This is a genomic window from Bacillus cereus group sp. Bce041 (assembly GCF_052646455.1).
The window spans coordinates 104,239-124,954 of the sequence record NZ_JBQXON010000009.1; the positions used below are offsets into that span (position 1 = coordinate 104,239).

The following is a 20,716-nucleotide window of genomic DNA, read 5'->3' on the forward strand; positions in this document are numbered from 1 at the left end:
CTTCCAAAAATGAGGAAGAGCCGATTCCTAAGAATCGACTCTTCCTATTAATTCATCACTAACTCAGCTGTGAGCTTTTTTTTTAACTTAGCCAGCATGTCAGTTGTCATTTTGTCTAAATCGTATTCTGCTTTAAAGCCCCACTCTTTCATTGCTGCTGTTGCATCAATAGAGTTTGGCCAGCTATCAGCGATTGTTTGACGAGCTGGATCTACTGCATAATCCATTGTAAACGTCGGAATGTGTTTACGAATTGACGCTGCAATTTGCTCTGGCTCGAAGCTCATTGCTGTAATGTTAAATGCATTTCTATGCACTAGCTTACTTGGATCAGCTTCCATTAATGAAATGATCGCTTGTAAAGCATCAGGCATATACATCATGTCCATATATGTTCCTTCAGCAATGTATGAGGTGTATGCACCTTTTTTAATCGCCTCATAATAAATTTCAACTGCATAATCAGTCGTTCCGCCTCCTGGAGGAGCTACGTAAGAAATTAAACCTGGGAAACGGACACCGCGCGTATCTACGCCAAATTTTTGATAATAATAATCACACAGTAATTCTCCTGCCACTTTGTTTACCCCATACATCGTAGTAGGACGCTGAATTGTATCTTGCGGTGTATTATCTTTTGGCGTTGATGGACCAAATGCACCGATAGAACTTGGCGTGAAGAACTTACAGTTTAATTCACGAGCTGCTTCTAGAGCATTTACAAGTCCACCCATATTTAAATTCCATGCAAATAACGGATTTTTTTCTGCTGTTGCTGAAAGTAAAGCTGCTAAATGAATAATTGTATCTACTTCATTACGCTTTGCGATATCATGTAGTTTTTGTCCATCTGTTACATCTAACGTTTCAAATGGACCAGACGTTACTACTTCACTATCTGTTTCACGAATATCTGTTGCAATAACATTTGATGCGCCGTATACATCACGAAGTTTCATTACTAGTTCAGAACCAATTTGCCCTAAAGAACCGGTTACTAGAATTTTTTTCATTTTCCCCACTCCTCATTTGCAAGCTATTCAAAAGATGTCGTTACTTAAATGATGCCCATTTCTTTTCCTACTTTTTCATACTTAAGAATTGCTTCATCTAACATTTCTTTCGTATGAGCGGCTGTAGGCATATTACGAACGCGCCCTGTTCCTTTTGCTACAGTTGGGAACACGATAGATTTTGCGTATACACCTTCTTCATTTAGACGTTTACTAAATTCTTGTGTTAATACTTCGTCCCCAATGATACAAGGTGTAATTGGCGTTTCACTTTCCCCAATGTTAAAGCCAAGTTCTTTTAATCCTTGTTTCAAGTAGCGGCCATTTTCCCATAAGCGATCGTGTAACTCTGTGCTTTCCATTAAGATTTCAATTGATCTCATGCAAGCTGCTGCATCAGCTGGTGTTAATGCTGTAGAGAATAAGAATGGACGTGAACGAACTTTTAACCAGTCAATTAAGTTTTGTTTCCCTGCTACATATCCACCAATTACCCCAATTGCTTTTGATAATGTACCAATTTGGAAATCAACTTTATCAGAAAGACCGAAGTGCTTTACAGTTCCTGCACCTTTTCCAAGTACACCTGAACCGTGTGCATCATCTACGTATGTCATTAAATCTAACTCTTCTGCAATCTCAACAATTTCTGGTAGTTTTGCAACATCTCCATCCATCGAAAAGACACCATCTGTAATTACCATTAATTTATTGTAAAGACCTGATTCTTTCGCCGCGATTGCTTTTTGGCGTAAATCTTCCATATCAGAATGTTTATAAACAATAATTTTTGCTTTTGATAAACGACTACCGTCAATAATAGATGCATGATTTAATTCGTCTGAAAGAATCGCATCATTTTTATCCATAACAGCTGAAATCGCTGCCATATTACAGTTAAATCCTGATTGATAAGCAATTGCTGCTTCTGTATGTTTAAACTTTGCAATTGTTTCTTCTAACTTAATATGCAAATCTAAAGTACCGTTAATTGTACGAACAGCCCCTGCTCCAACACCGTACTTATGAATAGCACCAATTGCTGCTTCTTGCAAACGGCTATCTGTTGCTAATCCCAGATAGTTGTTTGAAGATAAGTTAATATATTCTTTTCCGCCAATTGTAATGATCGGTCCATTTGAACTCTCAAGCGGATCAATTACGTTATAAAGCCCCTTTGATTTTAAATCCTCTAAATTTTCTTCTAAAAATTTCGCAAGTGTTTTACTAGACATCGTGAAGCCTCCCATCGTTCATGTAAGCGGATTATTGTCTTAATAGTTCTAATAATCCCTCTACTAGCTTAACACGTTTTCAGAATTTATTATAGAAAAATAGTTTAAAGTAACCGCTTACAATTCTAGATTATATATGATTCATTACAATAAATCTATCATTTACTTTTCATATTTGATAGAATTAAAAAAATATTTCGGGAGGTTTCAAACATGGCATTTACAGAATCTGATGTATACAATAACACAGCATTTTTCGAACAATATATGAAACGAAGATACCGAGAAAATAGCCCAAATGAATCCATTGAAAAACCAGTATTCTTTCAGCTCATTGGTCATGTACAAGGAAAACAAATTCTCGATTTAGGCTGTGGTGATGCTAAGTTTGGCGCGGAATTATTAGAGAAGGGATGCTACTCTTACACCGGCATTGAAGGCTCCGAACTTATGTATGAAAAAGCTAAAAAACAACTAGAAAATAAAAATGGATCTGTTCATTTTTTAAACCTCAAAGATTATACTTACCCCTCTTCCACTTTTGATTTAGTAACATCTAGACTCGCCTTACATTATATTGAACATCTTGATACTATTTTTAAAAATGTATTTCAAACTTTAAAAACAAATGGCACCTTTACCTTTAGCGTTCAACATCCCGTTATTACTTCTTCATTTGAAAGCTTACAAACAAGTGGTAAAAGAACGAGTTGGCTCGTCGATGATTACTTTAAACTAGGCAAACGGGTTGAACCATGGATTGAGCAAGAAGTTATTAAATATCATCGTACAACGGAAGAGTATTTCACATTATTACAGCAAGCCGGATTTACCATTACATCATTAAAAGAAGCTACACCAAATCCAACCTATTTTCAAGATGAAGAAGAGTATAAACGTCGCTTACGTATTCCTCTCTTCCTCTTATTTTCTTGTACCAAATAAAAAAAACGATGAATCACTCATCGTTTTTTTATCTCATTGCCTGAGCAACTTCTTTAACTACACGTCTTCCTCTTCCGTGAGGGATACAAAGCGGTGTTCCAAACAACGGATCCGTACTAATTTGACACTCCATTCGGAATACATCACGTACTAGTTTCTCATCTACCACTTCTTCAGGTTTACCTTGTGCATATATTTGTTTATCTTGAATTGCTACAATGTTATCTGCATAGCGGCATGCTAAATTCAGATCATGTAATACCATAACAATTGTTCTTTGTTCTGTTTCATTTAATTCGAATAATAAATCTAGCACTTCAATTTGGTGAGTCATATCTAAGTATGTAGTTGGCTCATCCAGTAAAATAATATCTGTATCTTGTGCAAGTGTCATTGCGATCCAAGCACGTTGACGCTGCCCACCTGAAAGAGCATGCACATCACGCTCAGCAAATTCTGTCATACCTGTTGCTGCAAGTGCCTTCTGTACCATTTCCTCATCTTTTTCTGACCACTGTTTCATCCATGTTTGATATGGATAGCGTCCTTGTTTTACAAGTTGCAATACTGTAAGCCCTTCTGGTGCTTGCGGTCCTTGCGGTAAAATTGCCATTTGACGAGCAATTTGCTTCGTTTGCATACTTTGAATAGCTTGATTATCTAACAAAATGTCACCAGTTGTTGGCTTTAATAATCTAGCTAGTGAACGTAATAAAGTTGATTTCCCGCAACCGTTGGAACCGATAAAGATTGTAATTTCACCTTTTGGAATTTCTAAATTCAACTCATCAATAATAATTGTTTCACCATAAGACAACGTCAAGCGTTTCGTCTCCAATGCTTTTTGCATATTCATCTCCCTTTATGAATTCCGACTTTTATAAAGTAAATAAATAAAATAAGGTGCACCAATTGCTGATGTAAATACCCCTGCTGGAATTTCAAGTGGTGTGAAAATTGTACGCCCTATTAAATCTGCAGCAAGTACTAGAATTGCACCGACAATAGCTGCAACTGGGAGCAATGCACCGTATAAAGAACCAACTAGCCTTCGTGAAATATGAGGTGCCATTAAACCGACAAATCCAATCCCTCCGGCGAAGGCAACTGCTCCCCCAATTAAAGCCGTACTAAGTAATAACATGAATACGCGTGACTTCGTTAAAGGAACACCAAGTCCTACCGCAATATCATCCCCTAGCTCTTGCGCATTTAAATGTCTAGCAGCTATAAATGATATTACCGTTAAAATGAGAACCCACGGTGCAAGTACCATAACATTTTGCCAAGAAGATCCATAAACGGTACCCGTAATCCATACATTCGCTTGGCTCGCTTGATAAATTGGTGCTAACAACATAAATAATGTTGTTGCCGCCTTCGTTAATGCCCAAAATCCAACACCAATTAAAACGAGAATAATTGGTGATAATCCATCATTTTTCCATGCAAATAAGTATACAAAAATCGCTACAATCGTTGCTCCTGCAAAAGCTGCGAGCGGCATATAATGAATACTTACCGTTAGTGCATTATTTTTATCACTAAATAGCGCTAAAAATAATACAACTGCGACACTTGCCCCGCCCGTAATCCCGATGATATCAGGAGAAGCAAGTGGATTTCGAACGAGCCCTTGTAAAATACAGCCCGCTACCGCAAGCGCAATTCCTACGAGGATAGCAATTAAAATACGTGGCATACGAAACTTATTTACAACCATATTTGACATTGCATCGCCATTTCCGGTAATTGCTTGCCATACGTCATAAGGAGCAATTTTCATGTCTCCCATACCTGCGCTCGCAAAGAATAATCCTATTAAAACAACTAGTAAACTTAACAAGACGAGACAAGCTCGTTTATACATTAAAAACGAGAGCTCGCCTTTTCCTATACGAAACGGAATATATTTCTTCATTTGCTAAGCCCTCTCTTACGTGCAATATAAATAAAGAACGGTGCTCCAATAAATGCTGTCATAACTCCTACTGGTACTTCTTGTGGCATAATGACATATCTTGCTGCTATATCAGCCAATATTAGTAGTATTGCACCTAACAATCCGCTATAAGGCACTCTCCATCTGTGGTCAACTCCAACAAGAAATCTAGCAAAATGCGGAGTAATAATTCCAATAAATCCAATTGGACCAGCAACCGCAACTGAACCACCAGACAACAGTACAATAATAAGTAACACGAATGATTTCATTAAAATTGTTCGTTGTCCAAGTCCTTTCGCGACGTCTTCTCCCATCATCAATGTATTTACTTTCCCTGCCATCATAAGAGATGCAATCCATCCTATTAATAAATATGGGAATACAGATTGTAAAATTTCTAACTTTCTCCCTTGCACAGATCCAGCAAGCCAAAATAATACCTCTTCAAGTGCTTTTTCATTTAACACAAGTAATCCTTGTGTTAATGATGAAAATAACGCACTAATTGCGACCCCTGCTAACGTTAACTTAAGAGGAGTAGTCCCTTCTTTTCCTAAAGAACTAGAAGCAAATACAAGTACAGCTGCAACCGCCGCTCCTAAAAAGGCAATCCATGTGAAAGCTGATAATGATGTTACTGAAAAGATTACAATTGCTACAACTATAAAGAACGCAGCACCTGAATTTAATCCAATAAAATCTGGAGAAGCAAGTGGATTCTTAGTTAAAGTTTGCATAAGACAACCAGCAATGGCTAAACTAGCACCAACACTAGCTGCAATTAACGCCCTAGGCAGACGTACATTTTGAATAATAATATGTTCATTGGAACCGTTAAAATGGAAAAAAGCATCCAATGCTAGTTTCCAACTCGTATTTGTATATCCGAAAATAATACTTCCCCAAATACAAATAACGACTGCAATGATTCCAACAAATAATCCAATCCATTTTGCTCGATTTGTTTTTAATAACATGCAGCGTTTCCCCTTCAATGTATAATGATACGTTGTTAGTGTATTTCAACTTAATTCTCATTGTCAACGGAAATGAGAATTATTTTCACCCATATGTATTGACAATCAAAAGATAAAGGCTTAATATCATGCTTGCTATTGAAAAATATTCTCAACATATAGGGGGTACATAATGAATTTCATGCGGAAGAAATCGTTTACAGTATTTGTATTTTTACTAGCATTTTCAATGCTTTTAAGCGCTTGTGGAAAATCAAATAACAAAGAAGAATCTACAAAAGAAGATAATAAAAAAGAAGTGGTTACTGTAGAACATGCAATGGGTAAAACAGAAGTTCCTGCTAATCCAAAACGTGTAGTTATCTTAACAAATGAAGGAACTGAAGCTTTACTTGAATTAGGTGTGAAACCAGTTGGTGCTGTAAAGTCTTGGACTGGTGACCCATGGTATCCACATATTAAGGATAAAATGAAAGATGTAAAAGTTGTTGGTGATGAAGGACAAGTTAACGTTGAAACAATCGCTTCTTTAAAACCAGACTTAATTATCGGTAACAAAATGCGCCACGAAAAAGTGTACGAACAATTAAAAGCAATTGCACCTACTGTGTTCTCAGAAACATTACGTGGTGAATGGAAAGATAACTTCAAATTTTATGCAAAAGCATTAAATAAAGAAAAAGAAGGTCAAAAAGTTGTAGCTGATTACGAATCACGTATGAAAGATTTAAAAGGCAAACTTGGTGATAAAGTAAATCAAGAAATCTCTATGGTTCGTTTCATGCCTGGTGATGTTCGTATTTATCATGGCGATACATTCTCTGGTGTTATTTTAAAAGAACTTGGATTTAAACGTCCTGGAGATCAAAACAAAGATGATTTTGCAGAGCGTAACGTATCTAAAGAGCGTATTTCTGCTATGGATGGTGACGTATTATTCTACTTCACATTCGATAAAGGAAATGAGAAAAAAGGATCTGAACTAGAAAAAGAATATATCAACGATCCTCTATTTAAAAATTTAAATGCCGTAAAGAATGGTAAAGCATACAAAGTCGACGATGTTATTTGGAATACAGCTGGCGGTGTAATTGCTGCTAACCTATTACTAGATGACATTGAAAAGCGCTTTGTTAAATAATACACCTCTAGTCAGCACCCTCCTATGGTGCTGGCTATTTTCTATTTCACTGAAGTGTCACATTATTTCATTTTGTATTTTTATTCCCAATATGTTATATTATAAAAGTAAATAGAATATATTTTCTCTATATCAGAATAAATATTTTAATCTAAATTTTCTGATTAATCACTATTTTATTTTCTTTTAGAATTCAATTATTACATTTGAAAACGCTTATCATCTCGTTTTCAGGGCAAAATACAGTAACGGTTGAAGAAAAATAGAACTTTTTTAGAAATTTTCTTTCTATTTCCATATAATTCTATTGACTTCTAAATATTTTGTAAATTAAAATGATTACATAAATATCCGTTATACAGGATTAGGGGGAAACAAAAATGGATGCAGCTTTAAAATTAGACAAAGCTGGAGAGCAACAATCACCAAAAAAACATCCACCAGGGTTATACTTGTTGTTCTTTACAGAGGCATGGGAAAGATTTAGTTATTACGGAATGCGTGGCTTATTAGTTCTTTATTTAACAACGAGCTTAGTAAGCGGCGGTTTAGGATTTGATAAAGCAGTTGCAGTTCAAATTTACGGTATTTTCACAATGTTAGTATACTTCACACCTATTATTGGTGGTTGGTTAACTGACCATTTCATTACGAAGCGACATGCCATTACTATTGGTGGTATCATCATGGCAATTGGTAACTTTGTATTATTCTCAATGAACACAAAAACTGGACTTTTCTTAGGATTAGGATTATTAGTTATTGGTAACGGATTCTTCAAACCAAATATTTCGACTTTATTAGGTCAATTATATAGCGAAAATGATTCTCGTCGTGATAGTGCCTTCACTATCTTCTACATGGGGATTAACTTAGGAGCTCTTATCGCTCCATTCATTTGCGGTTACTTTGCAGATTATAGATACGGTTTCTTAACAGCTTGTATCGGTATGATTATTGGGCAGCTTGCCTTTAATTTCTTAGCACCTCGTTACTTAGGGTCTATCGGAACAACTGTTGTAGGTAAACAATCTAAAGAAAAAAATGCAAAAGCAATTGAGAAAAAACCTTTAACAACACAAGAGAAAAAACGTACTGCTGCAATTTTAATTTTAACTTGTTTCGTAGTATTCTTCTGGGCAGGATTTGAGCAAGCTGGTAGTTCTTTAACACTTTACACAGATAAGTTCGTCGATCGTACAATTGGTGGATTTACAATTCCAACACCTTGGTTCCAATCTGTAAACCCACTATTCATTATCTTACTAGCATTACCTGTTTCTGCGTTATGGATTAAGCTTTCAAAAACAAAAAATGGCGATTTGAAAATCCCAACAAAAATGGCATTAGGCATGATTTTACTAGGGATTGGATATTTAGTTCTAACTTTAGCTGTTTTAAAAACTGGTAGCGATGAAGGTAACATTACAATGAAAGCAAACTTACTATTCATTGTATTCACTTACATGTTCCACACAATCGGTGAGTTATTCTTATCACCAATCGGATTATCTATGGTAAGTGCAATTGCTCCTGTTAAATTAGCATCATTATTAATGGGTGTATGGTTAGCTGGTACTGGCTTCGCAAACTTATTAGCAGGACAATTAGCCGCTTTCACTCAATCTTTAGGATATTTAGAAGTATTCGCAAGCATCGGTATTATCGTAATTGTACTGGGATTAGTACTTCTTATGTTCTCTAAGAAAATTGCACATATGATGGAATAACAAAAAGACGCTTCTCAATTGAGAAGCGTCTTTTTGTTATTTCTCCTCTAAAGCTGTCACGTCCACATGAACGCTCTCACCAGGATTAGATACATCATACACTTGAGCACTCCCCTTCTGCTCATCACAGCTCTCAATCCATACTGGTACGCCCTCATATGTAACGTCAATTCTACTTGAAGAAGATAAAATTTGTTTCACACGTTTCACATCCATACTACTATCCCTCCTTTTGCTTACTACACTCCTTTCTATTTTTTCTTTTCCTTTTAGAATATATTCCGTAAGGCAGCATGTTGATTGATAGTCATTTCTTCCTCACATGCTAATATTTACTCTCTCGCTACCTTTCTGACAAATAAAAAAAGACGTATATTCCATACGTCTTTTTCCATAATATTCAAATTTTAAGAAAATAATGTTTTTACTACCGCACTTACTTTATCATTATGGATTTGATAATACACTTCTAATCCTCGTCTTTCAAAGCGTACTACTTTATTTTGCTTTAACTTCGTTAAATGTTGTGAAACCGTTGATTGCGGAATTTCTAATACTTCCTGTAGTTGTGTTACATTACATGTTCCTCTTTGCATAAGTTCCATTACTAGACGTAGACGAAGTGGGTGAGCTAACGCTCTTAACATTTGTACATCTTCTTCTGAAATACGACATTCGAATTGATTTTGGCTCATAAAGTTCCCCTCATTTTCGTTTTTATTTGCGTTTTTATGTTCTTTTTATTTATTTATATATCTGTTCTTATATTTCCTGTTACGACATAACTTTATCAACCTATAAAGCCGAAAAATTTTTCCATCTTTATCAGCAAAAATTCAGGAAAAAATCCTTGCTGATTTTGAATATTATACTATATGATATAACGAAAAAGCAAAATAATGGCCTACGAATACTTTGCTTGCAAACGTTGTTTTGTCAGGCTTTTTGTTATATTTTCACCTCATTGAAATGCACAGTAACGGTATTGTAAAATACCGTCTATAATTGATAACCTATCGTAATGTAGTTGAACTATAATTAACCTCTTTGTTACTCTAAAAGGAATTTTCAGTAAAAAGAGATGATGTGATATTAAAAATTTGTTTCTTATTTTTTATTCGTATTGCAAGCGGTTGGATTGTTGTGCAAAACTTCCTATTAAATCCACTCACCGTTCCCCCCACTAGATCAAACAGGACAGATAGGTGCATATATTAAACTTTATACTCGATATAAAAGACGGCATCTAATATACACTTATAGGAAACATGCCAGCTGAATAAGCAAAATAATATGCAAATAGTTTATACAGCACACTTAAATTCATTTGAGTGTGTTTTTTGTCTACTTTATGAACAAAGCTTTTCTTTTAACACTATTATGGAATAATTATACTTTTTTACGTTGACAATAGTGTTGAAGGAGAATATACTAAGCATGTAAGTTGATTGTGAATAGTTTCACAAATAATGTGAATTTCTTCACATATAATAGATAGGAGTTGTCATTATTATGAGTACTTGGACACAAATTTATGACCCATTAAACAATATTTGGTTATCTGCACTAATCGCAGCACTTCCAATCTTTTGTTTCATCATTTGTTTAATGGGATTCAAAATGAAAAGTTACATGGCTGGTCTTTATAGTGTGATTGTCGCTATTATCCTTGCAATATTTGTTTATAAAATGCCAGCAACAGTAGCTGTAGCATCTGCTGGATTCGGTGTTTTATCTGGATTTTATCCAATTTGTACTATCGTTATCGCCGCAATTTTCCTTTACAAATTAACTGTTAAAACAGAGCAATTCAATATTATTCGCGATAGTATTTCAAGCATTACAAATGATCAACGTTTACAAGTATTATTAATCGCTTATTCTTTCGGTGCTTTCTTAGAAGGTGCAGCTGGTCTAGGGGTTCCAGTTGCTATTACAGCCGCATTACTTGTAGGTATGGGCTTTAATCCATTAAAAGCAGCAGGTATTTGTTTAGTAGCTAATATTGCTGGTGGTGCTATGGGTGCTATGGGTATTCCAGTTACAGTGCCAGCACAATTAACTCAACTTGACGCATTAACTATTGGTCGTCAAACTGTTCTTATTTTACCTTTCATTAGTATTATTTTACCTTTCTTACTTGTTTCAATGGTCGATGGAATTAAAGGTATTAAAGAAACTTGGCAAGGTATTCTTGTAAGTGGTGTTTCTTTCGCTATTACTCAATTCGCTGTGACTTACTTCTTAGGTGCAGAACTTACTAATATTTTCGCAGCAGTTGTAAGTATGATTGCTCTTGCATTATTCTTACGTGTTTGGCAACCAAAATCTTCTACTAAAGAAGAAAAACAAGAAACTAAAGTATCACATACATTCAATCAAATTTTATACGCTTGGTCTCCATTCGTATTCTTAACTGCATTTGTAACAATCTTTAACTTAAAACCGATTAAAGCTTTATTTGCTCCAGATGGTGCGTTAGCAAACTTAGTATTTAACATTCAGTTCCCTGGTCTTCATAATGCTGTTATGAAAACTACACCAATTACAAAAGCTGATACACCTTTCGCAGCTGTTTTCAAATTTGATGTATTCTCTTCTACAACTACTGCGATTGTACTAGCAATTATCGTTTCACTTATCGTTTACCGCGTAAAAGGTAAAATGGTTAAAGAATTAATGATTGAAACAATGAAAGAATTAAAAGCTCCAGTATATACAATTTGTAGCGTTATCGCTTTAGCTTACGTAGAAAACTACTCTGGTATGTCATCTACACTTGGACTTGCATTCTCTTCTACTGGTAATGCATTCCCAGTTCTTTCTCCAATCTTAGGATGGATTGGCGTATTCATTACAGGTTCAGTAGTTTCAAGTGGTTCTTTATTCGCACCACTTCAAGCAGTAACAGCAGACCAGTTAAACATCGTTCCTTCTACACTCGTTGCCTTAAACGTAGTAGGTGGTACAATGGCAAAAATGGTTTCACCACAATCTGTAGCAGTTGCTTGTGCCGCAGTTGGACTAGTTGGTAAAGAATCTGCTCTATTTAAAACAGCAATGAAATACAGTTTAATCTTCTTAGCTGTTATTAGCTTACTTCAATTAAACGCTGTATTTAATATCTTTTAAAAATAAAACACCGATCCAAGTGGATCGGTGTTTTTCACATTACATTTTTTTATTTTTTAATAAAGAAGCTCCAGCAATTTCAGGGTGAGTCATTTCGAATGGATCTAAAATAATATCCAATTCCTCTTCTGTCAGTACACCATGTTCTAAACATAACTCCCTAACAGATTTCCCTGTTTCAATTGCTTCACGTGCAATACGAGATGCTACTTCATAACCAATATGAGGATTAACTGCTGTAATAATTCCAACACTTTTCTCAACATATTGCTTCAGCAATTCTTCATTTGCCGTAATTCCTTCAATACAATATTCACGGAATACACGGAATCCATTATTCATAATACTAATAGATTGAATTAAATTAAATACAAGCACAGGCTCCATTACGTTTAACTCTAATTGTCCTGCTTCTGATGCTAAGCAAATTGTATGATCGTTTCCGATTACTTGGAATGCGACTTGGTTAATCACTTCTGCCATAACTGGATTTACTTTTCCTGGCATAATCGATGAACCTGGCTGACGTGCTGGCAATTGAATTTCAGCTAACCCAACACGTGGACCAGACGCCATAATACGAAGATCGTTTGCAATTTTAGACATGTTCATCATACATACTTTAAGTGCTGCAGATACCTCTGTGTATGCATCTGTATTTTGCGTTGCATCAACTAAATGCTCTGCACCAACAAGTGGGAATCCACTAAACGTTCTTAAATGTTTTACCACTTGTTCAATATACATAGGATTTGCATTTAATCCTGTACCAACAGCTGTCGCGCCCATATTCACTTCATATAAATGTTGACGAGACTGTTTAATTCTTTTTATATCACGCGCAAGCACTCGGCTATACGCTTCAAATTCTTGTCCAAGGCGAATTGGAACTGCATCTTGTAAATGTGTGCGTCCCATTTTAATAACATGATCAAACTCTTTTGCTTTTTTACGAAAAGCAGAATGAAGTTCTTCCATTGTAATAAGAAGCTTTTCTAACATCATAAGAGTTGCAATATGAATCCCTGTTGGAAACGCATCGTTCGTTGATTGGGCCATGTTCACATGAGTGTTTGGGCTAATTTTCGCATACGCCCCTTTTTCATATCCCATACGTTCTAACGCTCTATTCGCAATTACTTCATTTGTATTCATATTAATAGAAGTTCCGGCTCCACCTTGAATAGGATCCACGATAAATTGATCATGAAACTTTCCATCAACAATTTCTTGCGCTGCTTCTGCAATTTCATGTCCAATGTCTTTAGCTAAGTAACCAGTATCTATATTCGCAAGCGCCGCCGCTTTTTTCACAATTGCCATTGCTGTAATGAGTGATGGATGAATGCGATATCCTGTAATTGGGAAGTTTTCTACGGCACGTAATGTTTGTACACCATAATAAGCTGCACTTGGTACTTCTTTTTCACCTAAAAAATCTTTTTCTATACGTATATCCTTCGTTGCTATCATTTTTATCACCTATACTTTTTCATTCTAAATCCTTATCCAAAAAATCCGCCCTCTAAAAACACGAGTATCATTCAGAAGAATTTTTCAGTATCCACCTTCACTATATAGCACCTTTTTTGAAAGCGCAAACATTTATTTTTCTGTATATCCTTTTTATTAAAGTTTATAGAAAATCATTCTTCTACTTTCCTTATTTCCACTCGTTTAATTTGATGCATATCCTTTTCAAGGACTTTAAAATAAAAACCGTGTTTCTCAATAATATCTCCTTCAGCAACGATTTGTTTTTGTACCATAATCCAGCCACCAATTGTATCTACATCATCAGCAATTAAATGTATGCCAAGCAAATCATTTACTTCACTAATAAGCACTTTTCCTTCTACGATTTTATAACCTTCACTTATATGCTCTATAGGGGGATTCTCATCTTCATCGTATTCATCTCGAATTTCTCCAACAATTTCTTCTAAAATATCTTCTAGTGTAACAATCCCAGCTGTACCACCATATTCATCATACAATACAGCTAATGGAATGTGTTTTCTTTGCATTTGTAATAGTAAATCATGAATTGGAATATTTTCTAGCACTTCAATAACTGGCCTTGTATATGGCATAATTGAGCACTCCTCATCCCGATTACCATCCATATAACGAATAAATAAATCTTTTACATTAACCATCCCAATAATTTCATCTTTATCTTCACCAAATACAGGATATCTCGTGTACTTTTCTTGCGCGATTACTTTAATATGTGTTTCAAATGGTTCGTCCTCATATAAGCCTACAACTTCCGTACGAGGTACCATAATTTCTTTTGCTACTCTATTATCAAATTCAAAAATATTATTTACATATTTAAATTCCCTTTGGTTAATCTCTCCGCTCTCATAGCTCTCAGATAAAATTAACCTTAATTCTTCTTCTGAATGAGCTACTTCATGTTCAGAAGCTGGATGTAATCCGAATAAACCAGTTACAACCCTCGCTGAACCATTCAAAGCCCAAATAAACGGATACATAACTCGGTAAAAATAAATAAGTGGTTTCGATAACAATAAGCTAACTTGTTCTGCTTTTTGTATAGCAAATGTCTTTGGAGCAAGTTCCCCAATGACAACATGTAAAAATGTAATTACTGCAAAGGCAATAATAAATGAAACTGTACTGGAAATTGCAGGTGAGAATTTTAATTTTAAAAACAACGGCTCGAGTAAATGTTTAATGGTTGGTTCCCCTAACCACCCAAGCCCTAAAGCAGTAATTGTAATACCTAGCTGACAGGCCGATAAATATTCATCTAAATTTGAAGTTACCTTTTTAGCTGCCAGTGCACCTCGTCTTTTTTCGCTAACGAGTTGATCAATACGACTGCTACGTACCTTAATAATTGCAAATTCAACAGCCACAAAAAATGCTGTTAACCCAATAAGAATGACTACCATCAATAATTTTAAAATATCCACATATGCTCTTTAGCTTTCTTAGCTAAAGTTACACCTCCTTTTAAAAAGAAGTTTCACTTTAGTTTCTTCAATTATTGGAAAGCAACTCTATATAAAATCCACCAATTTTCAAACCTCATACAATTCTAAAGGTAAACCATCAGGATCTTGGAAAAAGACGAATTTCTTCCCCGTTATTTCATCAATACGGATCGGTTCCGTCTCAACACCACATTGGTTTAAATGCTTCACAGCTTCTTCTATATTTGTAACAGCAAATGCTAAATGTCTAAGACCGGCTGCTTCTGGAAAACTTTTACGCTCAGGCGGATTTGGAAATGAAAATAATTCGATTTGATACTCTTCTCCTACACATAAATCTAATTTATAAGAATCTCGTTCCTTTCTATATACTTCATTTATCTCTTTAAACCCTAATATCCTAGTATAAAAATCCTTTGACGTCTCATAATTCGAACAAATAATTGCAACGTGATGCACTCTACATATATTCATGCTCTCTCTATTCCTTTCTTTACCAAAGATGCATATTCTCCCTTGAAATGAAAAACATATATAGCAGAATATCTCTTTTAGGGGGCTTACCATGAAATTCATTACTTTTTTCGTCGGACTAATTGTTGTTTTCTTGCTCGCTTATATTGCTAGCAATAATAAGAAGCATATTAAATTTAAACCAATTTTTATCATGCTTATTATACAGTTAATTTTAACCTATTTACTATTAAATACAGAAATCGGCCTCATACTTATTAGAATCATTTCCAGTTTGTTTACCAAGCTACTCGAGTATGCTGCTGATGGAATAAATTTCGTATTTGGTGGTCTTGCAAATAAAGGTGAAATGCCATTTTTCCTTACTGTATTATTACCAATCGTCTTTATTTCTGTTTTAATTGGTATATTACAACATTTCAAAATATTACCATTTTTTATTCGTTGGATCGGGTACTTTCTTAGTAAAATAAATGGTCTTGGTAAATTAGAATCTTACAACGCTATCGCCTCTGCCATTGTCGGCCAATCAGAAGTTTTTATTACAGTGAAAAAACAATTAGCTCAAATTCCCAAACACCGTCTTTATACACTTTGTGCCTCTGCTATGTCAACCGTATCTATGTCTATCGTAGGTGCCTATATGACAATGATTGAACCTAAATATGTAGTAACTGCACTCGTTCTCAATTTATTTAGCGGTTTTATTATCATACTCATCATTAACCCTTACGACGTTAAAGATGACGAAGATATTTTAGAAATCAAAGGTGAAAAACAAAGCTTTTTTGAAATGCTTGGAGAATACATTCTTGATGGTTTTCGTGTAGCCATTGTTGTCGGCGCTATGCTCATCGGATTCGTCGCATTAATTAGTTGTATTAATGACCTGTTCCTCATTATATTCGGTATTACGTTCCAACAATTAATCGGCTATGTATTTGCACCTATCGCATTCCTTATCGGTGTACCCAGTTCTGAAATTGTCGCGGCTGGCAGCATTATGGCAACGAAGCTTGTAACGAATGAATTTGTCGCAATGATGGACCTTAGTAAAATTTCTAATAGCCTTTCTCCCCGTACAGTTGGTATTATTTCTGTTTTCCTTGTATCTTTTGCCAATTTTTCTTCCATTGGTATTATTTCAGGTGCGGTAAAAGGACTAAACGAAGAACAAGGAAACGTTGTTGCGAGGTTTGGCCTTAAATTACTATATGGAGCTACTCTCGTTAGTATTTTATCTGCAATTATCGTAAGCATTATGTTGTAATTAGGTAAAATTTTATCATTTTCTTATCCCTATCTTTTGTATACAATAACGAATAGGTGTCTTATAAATAATCAAGACATCTATTTTTTATACATGTACAATCGCTTTTATTTAGCGTAAAATATTTTTTATGTGTTTGAATACACTTCTAAATGTATACACTTTGATAGTTTTAAAGGAGAAAAAATGATGAAATCCGACACGAACAACAATACGCGAGCCAAAAAAGGACGCTCAAAGAAAAAACGCCTACTTTGGTTCCTTCTTATTCCATTACTAATTGTAGCACTTGGAGCAGGAGGCTACTCCTTCCATATATACAGTAAAGCAAAGTCCGTCTTAAATAATGCTTATGCTGAACTAGGTCGAGGAGATAAGTCCAGTAAACGTGAAAAAGCTGTTAAACCTATGACCGACAATATTTCCGTACTAATTATGGGTGTTGATGAAAGTGATATTAGGGAAAAAGGTTATGGAAAAGCAACTCGAACAGATGCGTTATTACTTGCAACAATTAATAAAAACGATAAATCCGTTAAACTTGTAAGCATTCCACGTGACTCACGCGTCTACATTAAATCACGTGATAAATACGATAAAATCACACATGCGCACGTATTCGGTGGTGTAGACAGCACAATTGATACGGTAGAGAACTTTTTAGATGTTCCAGTTGACTACTATGTAAAATTCAATTTTAAATCCTTTATTAAAATTGTTGATTCTCTTGGTGGTATTACTGTAGACGTTCCAGTTGAGTTCACAGAGCAAAATAGTAAAGATGAAGCAGATGCCATTCATCTAAAAAAAGGACGTCAACATTTAAATGGAGAAGAGGCACTGGCACTAGCTAGAACTCGTCATATCGATAGTGATTATATGCGTGGTCAACGTCAACAGCTTGTATTAGAGGCCATTGCTGAAAAGGCACTATCTCTTAATTCCATTAATAAAATCGGTGGCCTACTAGACGCTGTCGATAAAGATTTAAAAACTAATTTAACTTTTGATGATATGATGACAATTACAAAAAATTCAATGGATTCAAATTTAAAAATGGAAAAAATGCAAGTAGAGGGTACAGATAAATATATAGGTGGTATTTATTATTACGTTCCAAATGAAAAAAGCGTCGATACTATTTCAACTACCCTTCAAAAACATCTCGGTGTTACGAATAAAAATGAACATAAAAAATTATAATAAAAAGGCTGCTAGATCTTTCTAGACAGCCTTTTTATTATATTTTTCAACATATTTTTCATACACATTGTGACAAGAAGTGACAATTATTACAGCGGTGTAACATTTTTTATGAAAACATTACACACACAGTGAAAATAATAGTATACTAGTACGTACATAATGTTATTTTCATCATTTTTATACAAAAAATGTAATACATATATTTATACATAAATTTCTGGGGGGAAATAAATGAAGCTAAGTAAAATACTGATTGGTTCTGCAATTGCTGGGGGCATATTACTTTGTGTAGGCGGTGTTGGGGGATATCAATATGTATCCAAATTAAATAATCAATTAGATACTACTGCATTACCAAATACTACATTTGAAGGTATTTCTCTCGACGGAAAAAATAAGAAGGATATTCAAGCAATTATTAATCAAAAGGTAACTGAGTTAGATCAAAAATCCCTTACCTACATATTCCAAAACGATAAACAAACTTACACATGGAAAGATTTAGGGATAAATTATAAAGAGAAAGATATTATTGACAAAATCTTCAAAGAACAAGAAGGAAACGTAATGAATCGTTACAAAATGCGTAAGCAAGCTGAAAACGGTGAATTAAAACGTGACTATAAATTAACACCACAATTAAATGCAACAGCTTATGAAACCTTTATAAAAGATAAATATAATGAAACATTAAAAAATCCTGTTAACGCAGAATTAAGTATTGAAGGCTCAACAGTAAATATTAGTCAAAGCCAAAACGGAGAAAAAATTGATAAAGGGAAACTAAGCGGTTTAACAAATGAAGCTATTACTACTGGTAAATCAGATGTTACATTACCAGTTACATTCATAAAACCAGAACGTTCTACAGAAGACATACAGAAAATGGGTATTAAAGAAGTCATTGCTGAATATTCTACTCCAATGGCTGGCCGTAACGGAAATCAATCATTTAACGTAAATAAGTCAGCTAATACTTTAAGTGGGGTTATTGTCGCACCTGATGAAACATTTAGTTTTAACGGTCGCGTTGGCGTAACTGATGCTGCACATGGTTATAAATCTGCAGCAGTATATTCACAAGGTAAAGTAATACAAAGTGCAGGCGGAGGAGTTTGCCAAGTCAGTAGTACATTATACAGTGCAGCTTTAAGGGCAGATTTAGGCATTGTTTCTCGAAGCAATCATTCTATGCCAGTAAATTATTTACCACTTGGGCAAGATGCAGCAGTAGCAGATTATGGTCCAGATTTAAAATTTAAAAATAATACAGGCAATCATATTTATATTCAAGCATTTTCAAATGGAGGTAGTATTACTACACGCATTTTCGGTACAAATACTGGTAAAAATGTTGAAGTTTCTTCTCAAGTAATTAGTAGAACTAGTGATAAAATCACCGCGGTTACGTATAAAAAAGTAACACAAAACGGGGAAGTAATATCAAATGGACAAATTTCAAAAAGCGTATATAAAAGCGCTCCAAAAGAATAGATAATATCAACCGAATAGCATAAAGAAAAAGGCGTGATTTAATCACGCCTTTTTCTTTTGCAGTAATAGTAAAAAAGTTTCAAGATGGTCTTTCGTTTCTTCTAAAGACCACATACGATTTCCTTGCTTCGCAGCTAATACACACGCCTCTTCCCACGCGTTCTTTTTCTTCATATTTATTAATTCATCACGTAATTTCAAAACAATTTCTTCGTCTTCTTGTTCAATAAACTCTTCCATCACGCTTACTATTTCATCCTCATGAATACTTAACGTACAGTACGATTTAAGAAAGTATTGTAATGTCGTATACATAATGTACTCCCCCTTCTTATTTATCAGATGGATAAGAAGTAATAATCTTAAACCCTAATTCTCCTGACTTATCTCTTGCTAAAACAGTAACAGTTTTTACTAACTTGTCTTTTACACTCATATTTTTCTTTATTACCGTTTTTCCAACAGGAAATGAATGAGTTGTATTTAATACGAGACGAGCCTCTTTAGAATTTTTTAACCAATCTTGAATTTCCTTGTCATGTTGCTTCAAGCTATCTTTTACAGCTTTCGTCGCTGTTTCTTTATCATAGTATGTACTTGCGGCTGACACTTTATCTGTCTTCAAGCGATTCTTCAAATCCTCTTCTGACTTGCCTACATGTCTTTCAATCGTATGACCATTTTTAGGTGGTCCTTCCATTTCATCTAAAATATTATCACTAATTTTTTCTACCGATGTAGCTTGATTCCCTGTCTGTTTCTCTGTTTTTTGTTCTTTTCCTGCACATCCACTTAAGATCAGCATTAATGCCAATAAACTACTGAAGAAAAGACTACTTATTCGTTTCATCATATCACCTCTTCCATGATTATTATCGCAACTTCACTAAAAGTCAATTTCACAACGAAAAAATCTATCAGTTTTCATTTTTTTTATCTATTTTTCCATATTTACCCCAGCAATTTCATCAACCCTCTATTTTTTGCCTTTTATAATATATACCCCCTATATTTTTCGATTATTTCCCAGATAAAATCACAGATAACATAACTATAAAACTCTTTTATACAAAGGTTTTTATAGTATTTTTAAAAATATCTTAAAATACCCCTATTTTCATATACCCAATACCCATATAAGGTATAAAGATACCTTCTTATCAACGTTTTTCTACATTATGTAAATTT

At 34.6% G+C, this 20,716-nt stretch carries 19 protein-coding genes; 7 read left to right on the forward strand and 12 right to left on the reverse strand.

The window, feature by feature from the left end:
• Positions 1-47: 47 nt before the first annotated feature.
• Complete coding sequence (locus tag ACUN13_RS23285; RefSeq protein ID WP_000723149.1) at positions 48-1,013, reverse strand: L-threonine 3-dehydrogenase; 966 nt, start codon at positions 1,011-1,013, stop codon at positions 48-50.
• A gap of 44 nt (positions 1,014-1,057) precedes the next feature.
• Positions 1,058-2,248: a glycine C-acetyltransferase gene (locus ACUN13_RS23290; RefSeq protein WP_000095905.1), complete on the reverse strand. Its 1,191-nt coding sequence runs from the start codon at positions 2,246-2,248 to the stop codon at positions 1,058-1,060.
• A 213-nt stretch (positions 2,249-2,461) separates the two neighbouring features.
• Between ACUN13_RS23290 and ACUN13_RS23295 the strand changes: the two genes are divergently transcribed.
• Complete coding sequence (locus ACUN13_RS23295; RefSeq protein WP_000885969.1) at positions 2,462-3,193, forward strand: class I SAM-dependent DNA methyltransferase; 732 nt, start codon at positions 2,462-2,464, stop codon at positions 3,191-3,193.
• Positions 3,194-3,221: 28 nt separating this feature from the next.
• On the opposite strand, the gene ACUN13_RS23300 is transcribed toward ACUN13_RS23295, so the two are convergent.
• Genes ACUN13_RS23300 through ACUN13_RS23310 form a run of 3 tightly spaced genes read right to left on the reverse strand, consistent with a single transcriptional unit; the run spans position 3,222 to position 6,115 of the window.
• Positions 3,222-4,043, reverse strand: a complete 822-nt coding sequence (locus tag ACUN13_RS23300; RefSeq protein WP_088345263.1) for an ABC transporter ATP-binding protein — start codon at positions 4,041-4,043, stop codon at positions 3,222-3,224.
• Positions 4,044-4,055: 12 nt separating this feature from the next.
• A complete protein-coding gene (locus ACUN13_RS23305; protein WP_088345261.1) occupies positions 4,056-5,114 on the reverse strand; it encodes a FecCD family ABC transporter permease in 1,059 nt (352 codons plus the stop codon).
• On the reverse strand, positions 5,111-6,115 hold the full coding sequence (locus tag ACUN13_RS23310) for a FecCD family ABC transporter permease (RefSeq protein WP_000925232.1): 1,005 nt from the start codon (positions 6,113-6,115) through the stop codon (positions 5,111-5,113). The genes ACUN13_RS23305 and ACUN13_RS23310 overlap by 4 nt, the downstream gene beginning before the upstream one ends.
• A gap of 172 nt (positions 6,116-6,287) precedes the next feature.
• On the opposite strand from ACUN13_RS23310, the gene ACUN13_RS23315 reads away from it, so the two are divergent.
• Positions 6,288-7,256: an ABC transporter substrate-binding protein gene (locus tag ACUN13_RS23315; RefSeq protein ID WP_001010276.1), complete on the forward strand. Its 969-nt coding sequence runs from the start codon at positions 6,288-6,290 to the stop codon at positions 7,254-7,256.
• Between the two features lie 380 nt (positions 7,257-7,636).
• Positions 7,637-8,986, forward strand: a complete 1,350-nt coding sequence (locus tag ACUN13_RS23320; protein WP_000338314.1) for a peptide MFS transporter — start codon at positions 7,637-7,639, stop codon at positions 8,984-8,986.
• 36 nt (positions 8,987-9,022) lie between these two features.
• Here ACUN13_RS23320 and ACUN13_RS23325 read toward each other — a convergent pair whose 3' ends face one another.
• A complete protein-coding gene (locus ACUN13_RS23325; RefSeq protein ID WP_000382679.1) occupies positions 9,023-9,202 on the reverse strand; it encodes an acid-soluble spore protein H in 180 nt (59 codons plus the stop codon).
• Between the two features lie 191 nt (positions 9,203-9,393).
• Positions 9,394-9,681, reverse strand: coding sequence for an ArsR/SmtB family transcription factor (locus tag ACUN13_RS23330; protein WP_000081428.1), 288 nt, complete (start codon positions 9,679-9,681; stop codon positions 9,394-9,396).
• Positions 9,682-10,498: 817 nt separating this feature from the next.
• On the opposite strand from ACUN13_RS23330, the gene ACUN13_RS23335 reads away from it, so the two are divergent.
• The gene (locus tag ACUN13_RS23335) at positions 10,499-12,118 is read left to right on the forward strand and encodes an L-lactate permease (protein WP_000109096.1); all 1,620 of its coding nucleotides are present in this window, start codon (positions 10,499-10,501) and stop codon (positions 12,116-12,118) included.
• 39 nt (positions 12,119-12,157) lie between these two features.
• On the opposite strand, the gene aspA is transcribed toward ACUN13_RS23335, so the two are convergent.
• The 3 genes from aspA to gloA2 form a co-directional block, all read right to left on the reverse strand.
• A complete protein-coding gene (aspA, locus tag ACUN13_RS23340; RefSeq protein WP_000562128.1) occupies positions 12,158-13,591 on the reverse strand; it encodes an aspartate ammonia-lyase in 1,434 nt (477 codons plus the stop codon).
• A 173-nt stretch (positions 13,592-13,764) separates the two neighbouring features.
• A complete protein-coding gene (locus ACUN13_RS23345; protein WP_000353313.1) occupies positions 13,765-15,063 on the reverse strand; it encodes a hemolysin family protein in 1,299 nt (432 codons plus the stop codon).
• 108 nt (positions 15,064-15,171) lie between these two features.
• Positions 15,172-15,558 carry an SMU1112c/YaeR family gloxylase I-like metalloprotein gene (gloA2, locus tag ACUN13_RS23350; protein WP_001017675.1) on the reverse strand — a complete coding sequence of 129 codons (387 nt, stop codon included), beginning with the start codon at positions 15,556-15,558 and terminating at the stop codon, positions 15,172-15,174.
• A gap of 91 nt (positions 15,559-15,649) precedes the next feature.
• On the opposite strand from gloA2, the gene ACUN13_RS23355 reads away from it, so the two are divergent.
• From ACUN13_RS23355 to ACUN13_RS23365, 3 genes are all read left to right on the forward strand, one after another.
• Positions 15,650-16,828, forward strand: coding sequence for a NupC/NupG family nucleoside CNT transporter (locus ACUN13_RS23355; protein WP_000668866.1), 1,179 nt, complete (start codon positions 15,650-15,652; stop codon positions 16,826-16,828).
• A gap of 186 nt (positions 16,829-17,014) precedes the next feature.
• Positions 17,015-18,031, forward strand: a complete 1,017-nt coding sequence (locus ACUN13_RS23360) for an LCP family protein (RefSeq protein WP_002163841.1) — start codon at positions 17,015-17,017, stop codon at positions 18,029-18,031.
• A 234-nt stretch (positions 18,032-18,265) separates the two neighbouring features.
• Positions 18,266-19,528, forward strand: a complete 1,263-nt coding sequence (locus tag ACUN13_RS23365) for a VanW family protein (RefSeq protein WP_000777355.1) — start codon at positions 18,266-18,268, stop codon at positions 19,526-19,528.
• A gap of 42 nt (positions 19,529-19,570) precedes the next feature.
• Here ACUN13_RS23365 and ACUN13_RS23370 read toward each other — a convergent pair whose 3' ends face one another.
• Together ACUN13_RS23370 and ACUN13_RS23375 are read right to left on the reverse strand one after the other, a co-directional pair.
• Positions 19,571-19,843, reverse strand: a complete 273-nt coding sequence (locus tag ACUN13_RS23370; protein WP_000288803.1) for a hypothetical protein — start codon at positions 19,841-19,843, stop codon at positions 19,571-19,573.
• A 16-nt stretch (positions 19,844-19,859) separates the two neighbouring features.
• On the reverse strand, positions 19,860-20,378 hold the full coding sequence (locus ACUN13_RS23375; protein WP_000822694.1) for an RNase A-like domain-containing lipoprotein: 519 nt from the start codon (positions 20,376-20,378) through the stop codon (positions 19,860-19,862).
• Between the last annotated feature and the right edge of the window lie 338 nt (positions 20,379-20,716).

Bases quoted from the DNA above. Each gene is read 5' to 3' on its own strand.
- ACUN13_RS23285 (WP_000723149.1), bottom strand. From the start codon at position 1,013: ATGAAAAAAATTCTAGTAACCGGTTCTTTAGGGCAAATTGGTTCTGAA.
- ACUN13_RS23290 (WP_000095905.1), bottom strand. From the start codon at position 2,248: ATGTCTAGTAAAACACTTGCGAAATTTTTAGAAGAAAATTTAGAGGAT.
- ACUN13_RS23295 (WP_000885969.1), top strand. From the start codon at position 2,462: ATGGCATTTACAGAATCTGATGTATACAATAACACAGCATTTTTCGAA.
- ACUN13_RS23300 (WP_088345263.1), bottom strand. From the start codon at position 4,043: ATGCAAAAAGCATTGGAGACGAAACGCTTGACGTTGTCTTATGGTGAA.
- ACUN13_RS23305 (WP_088345261.1), bottom strand. From the start codon at position 5,114: ATGAAGAAATATATTCCGTTTCGTATAGGAAAAGGCGAGCTCTCGTTT.
- ACUN13_RS23310 (WP_000925232.1), bottom strand. From the start codon at position 6,115: ATGTTATTAAAAACAAATCGAGCAAAATGGATTGGATTATTTGTTGGA.
- ACUN13_RS23315 (WP_001010276.1), top strand. From the start codon at position 6,288: ATGAATTTCATGCGGAAGAAATCGTTTACAGTATTTGTATTTTTACTA.
- ACUN13_RS23320 (WP_000338314.1), top strand. From the start codon at position 7,637: ATGGATGCAGCTTTAAAATTAGACAAAGCTGGAGAGCAACAATCACCA.
- ACUN13_RS23325 (WP_000382679.1), bottom strand. From the start codon at position 9,202: ATGGATGTGAAACGTGTGAAACAAATTTTATCTTCTTCAAGTAGAATT.
- ACUN13_RS23330 (WP_000081428.1), bottom strand. From the start codon at position 9,681: ATGAGCCAAAATCAATTCGAATGTCGTATTTCAGAAGAAGATGTACAA.
- ACUN13_RS23335 (WP_000109096.1), top strand. From the start codon at position 10,499: ATGAGTACTTGGACACAAATTTATGACCCATTAAACAATATTTGGTTA.
- aspA (WP_000562128.1), bottom strand. From the start codon at position 13,591: ATGATAGCAACGAAGGATATACGTATAGAAAAAGATTTTTTAGGTGAA.
- gloA2 (WP_001017675.1), bottom strand. From the start codon at position 15,558: ATGAATATATGTAGAGTGCATCACGTTGCAATTATTTGTTCGAATTAT.
- ACUN13_RS23355 (WP_000668866.1), top strand. From the start codon at position 15,650: ATGAAATTCATTACTTTTTTCGTCGGACTAATTGTTGTTTTCTTGCTC.
- ACUN13_RS23360 (WP_002163841.1), top strand. From the start codon at position 17,015: ATGATGAAATCCGACACGAACAACAATACGCGAGCCAAAAAAGGACGC.
- ACUN13_RS23365 (WP_000777355.1), top strand. From the start codon at position 18,266: ATGAAGCTAAGTAAAATACTGATTGGTTCTGCAATTGCTGGGGGCATA.
- ACUN13_RS23370 (WP_000288803.1), bottom strand. From the start codon at position 19,843: ATGTATACGACATTACAATACTTTCTTAAATCGTACTGTACGTTAAGT.
- ACUN13_RS23375 (WP_000822694.1), bottom strand. From the start codon at position 20,378: ATGAAACGAATAAGTAGTCTTTTCTTCAGTAGTTTATTGGCATTAATG.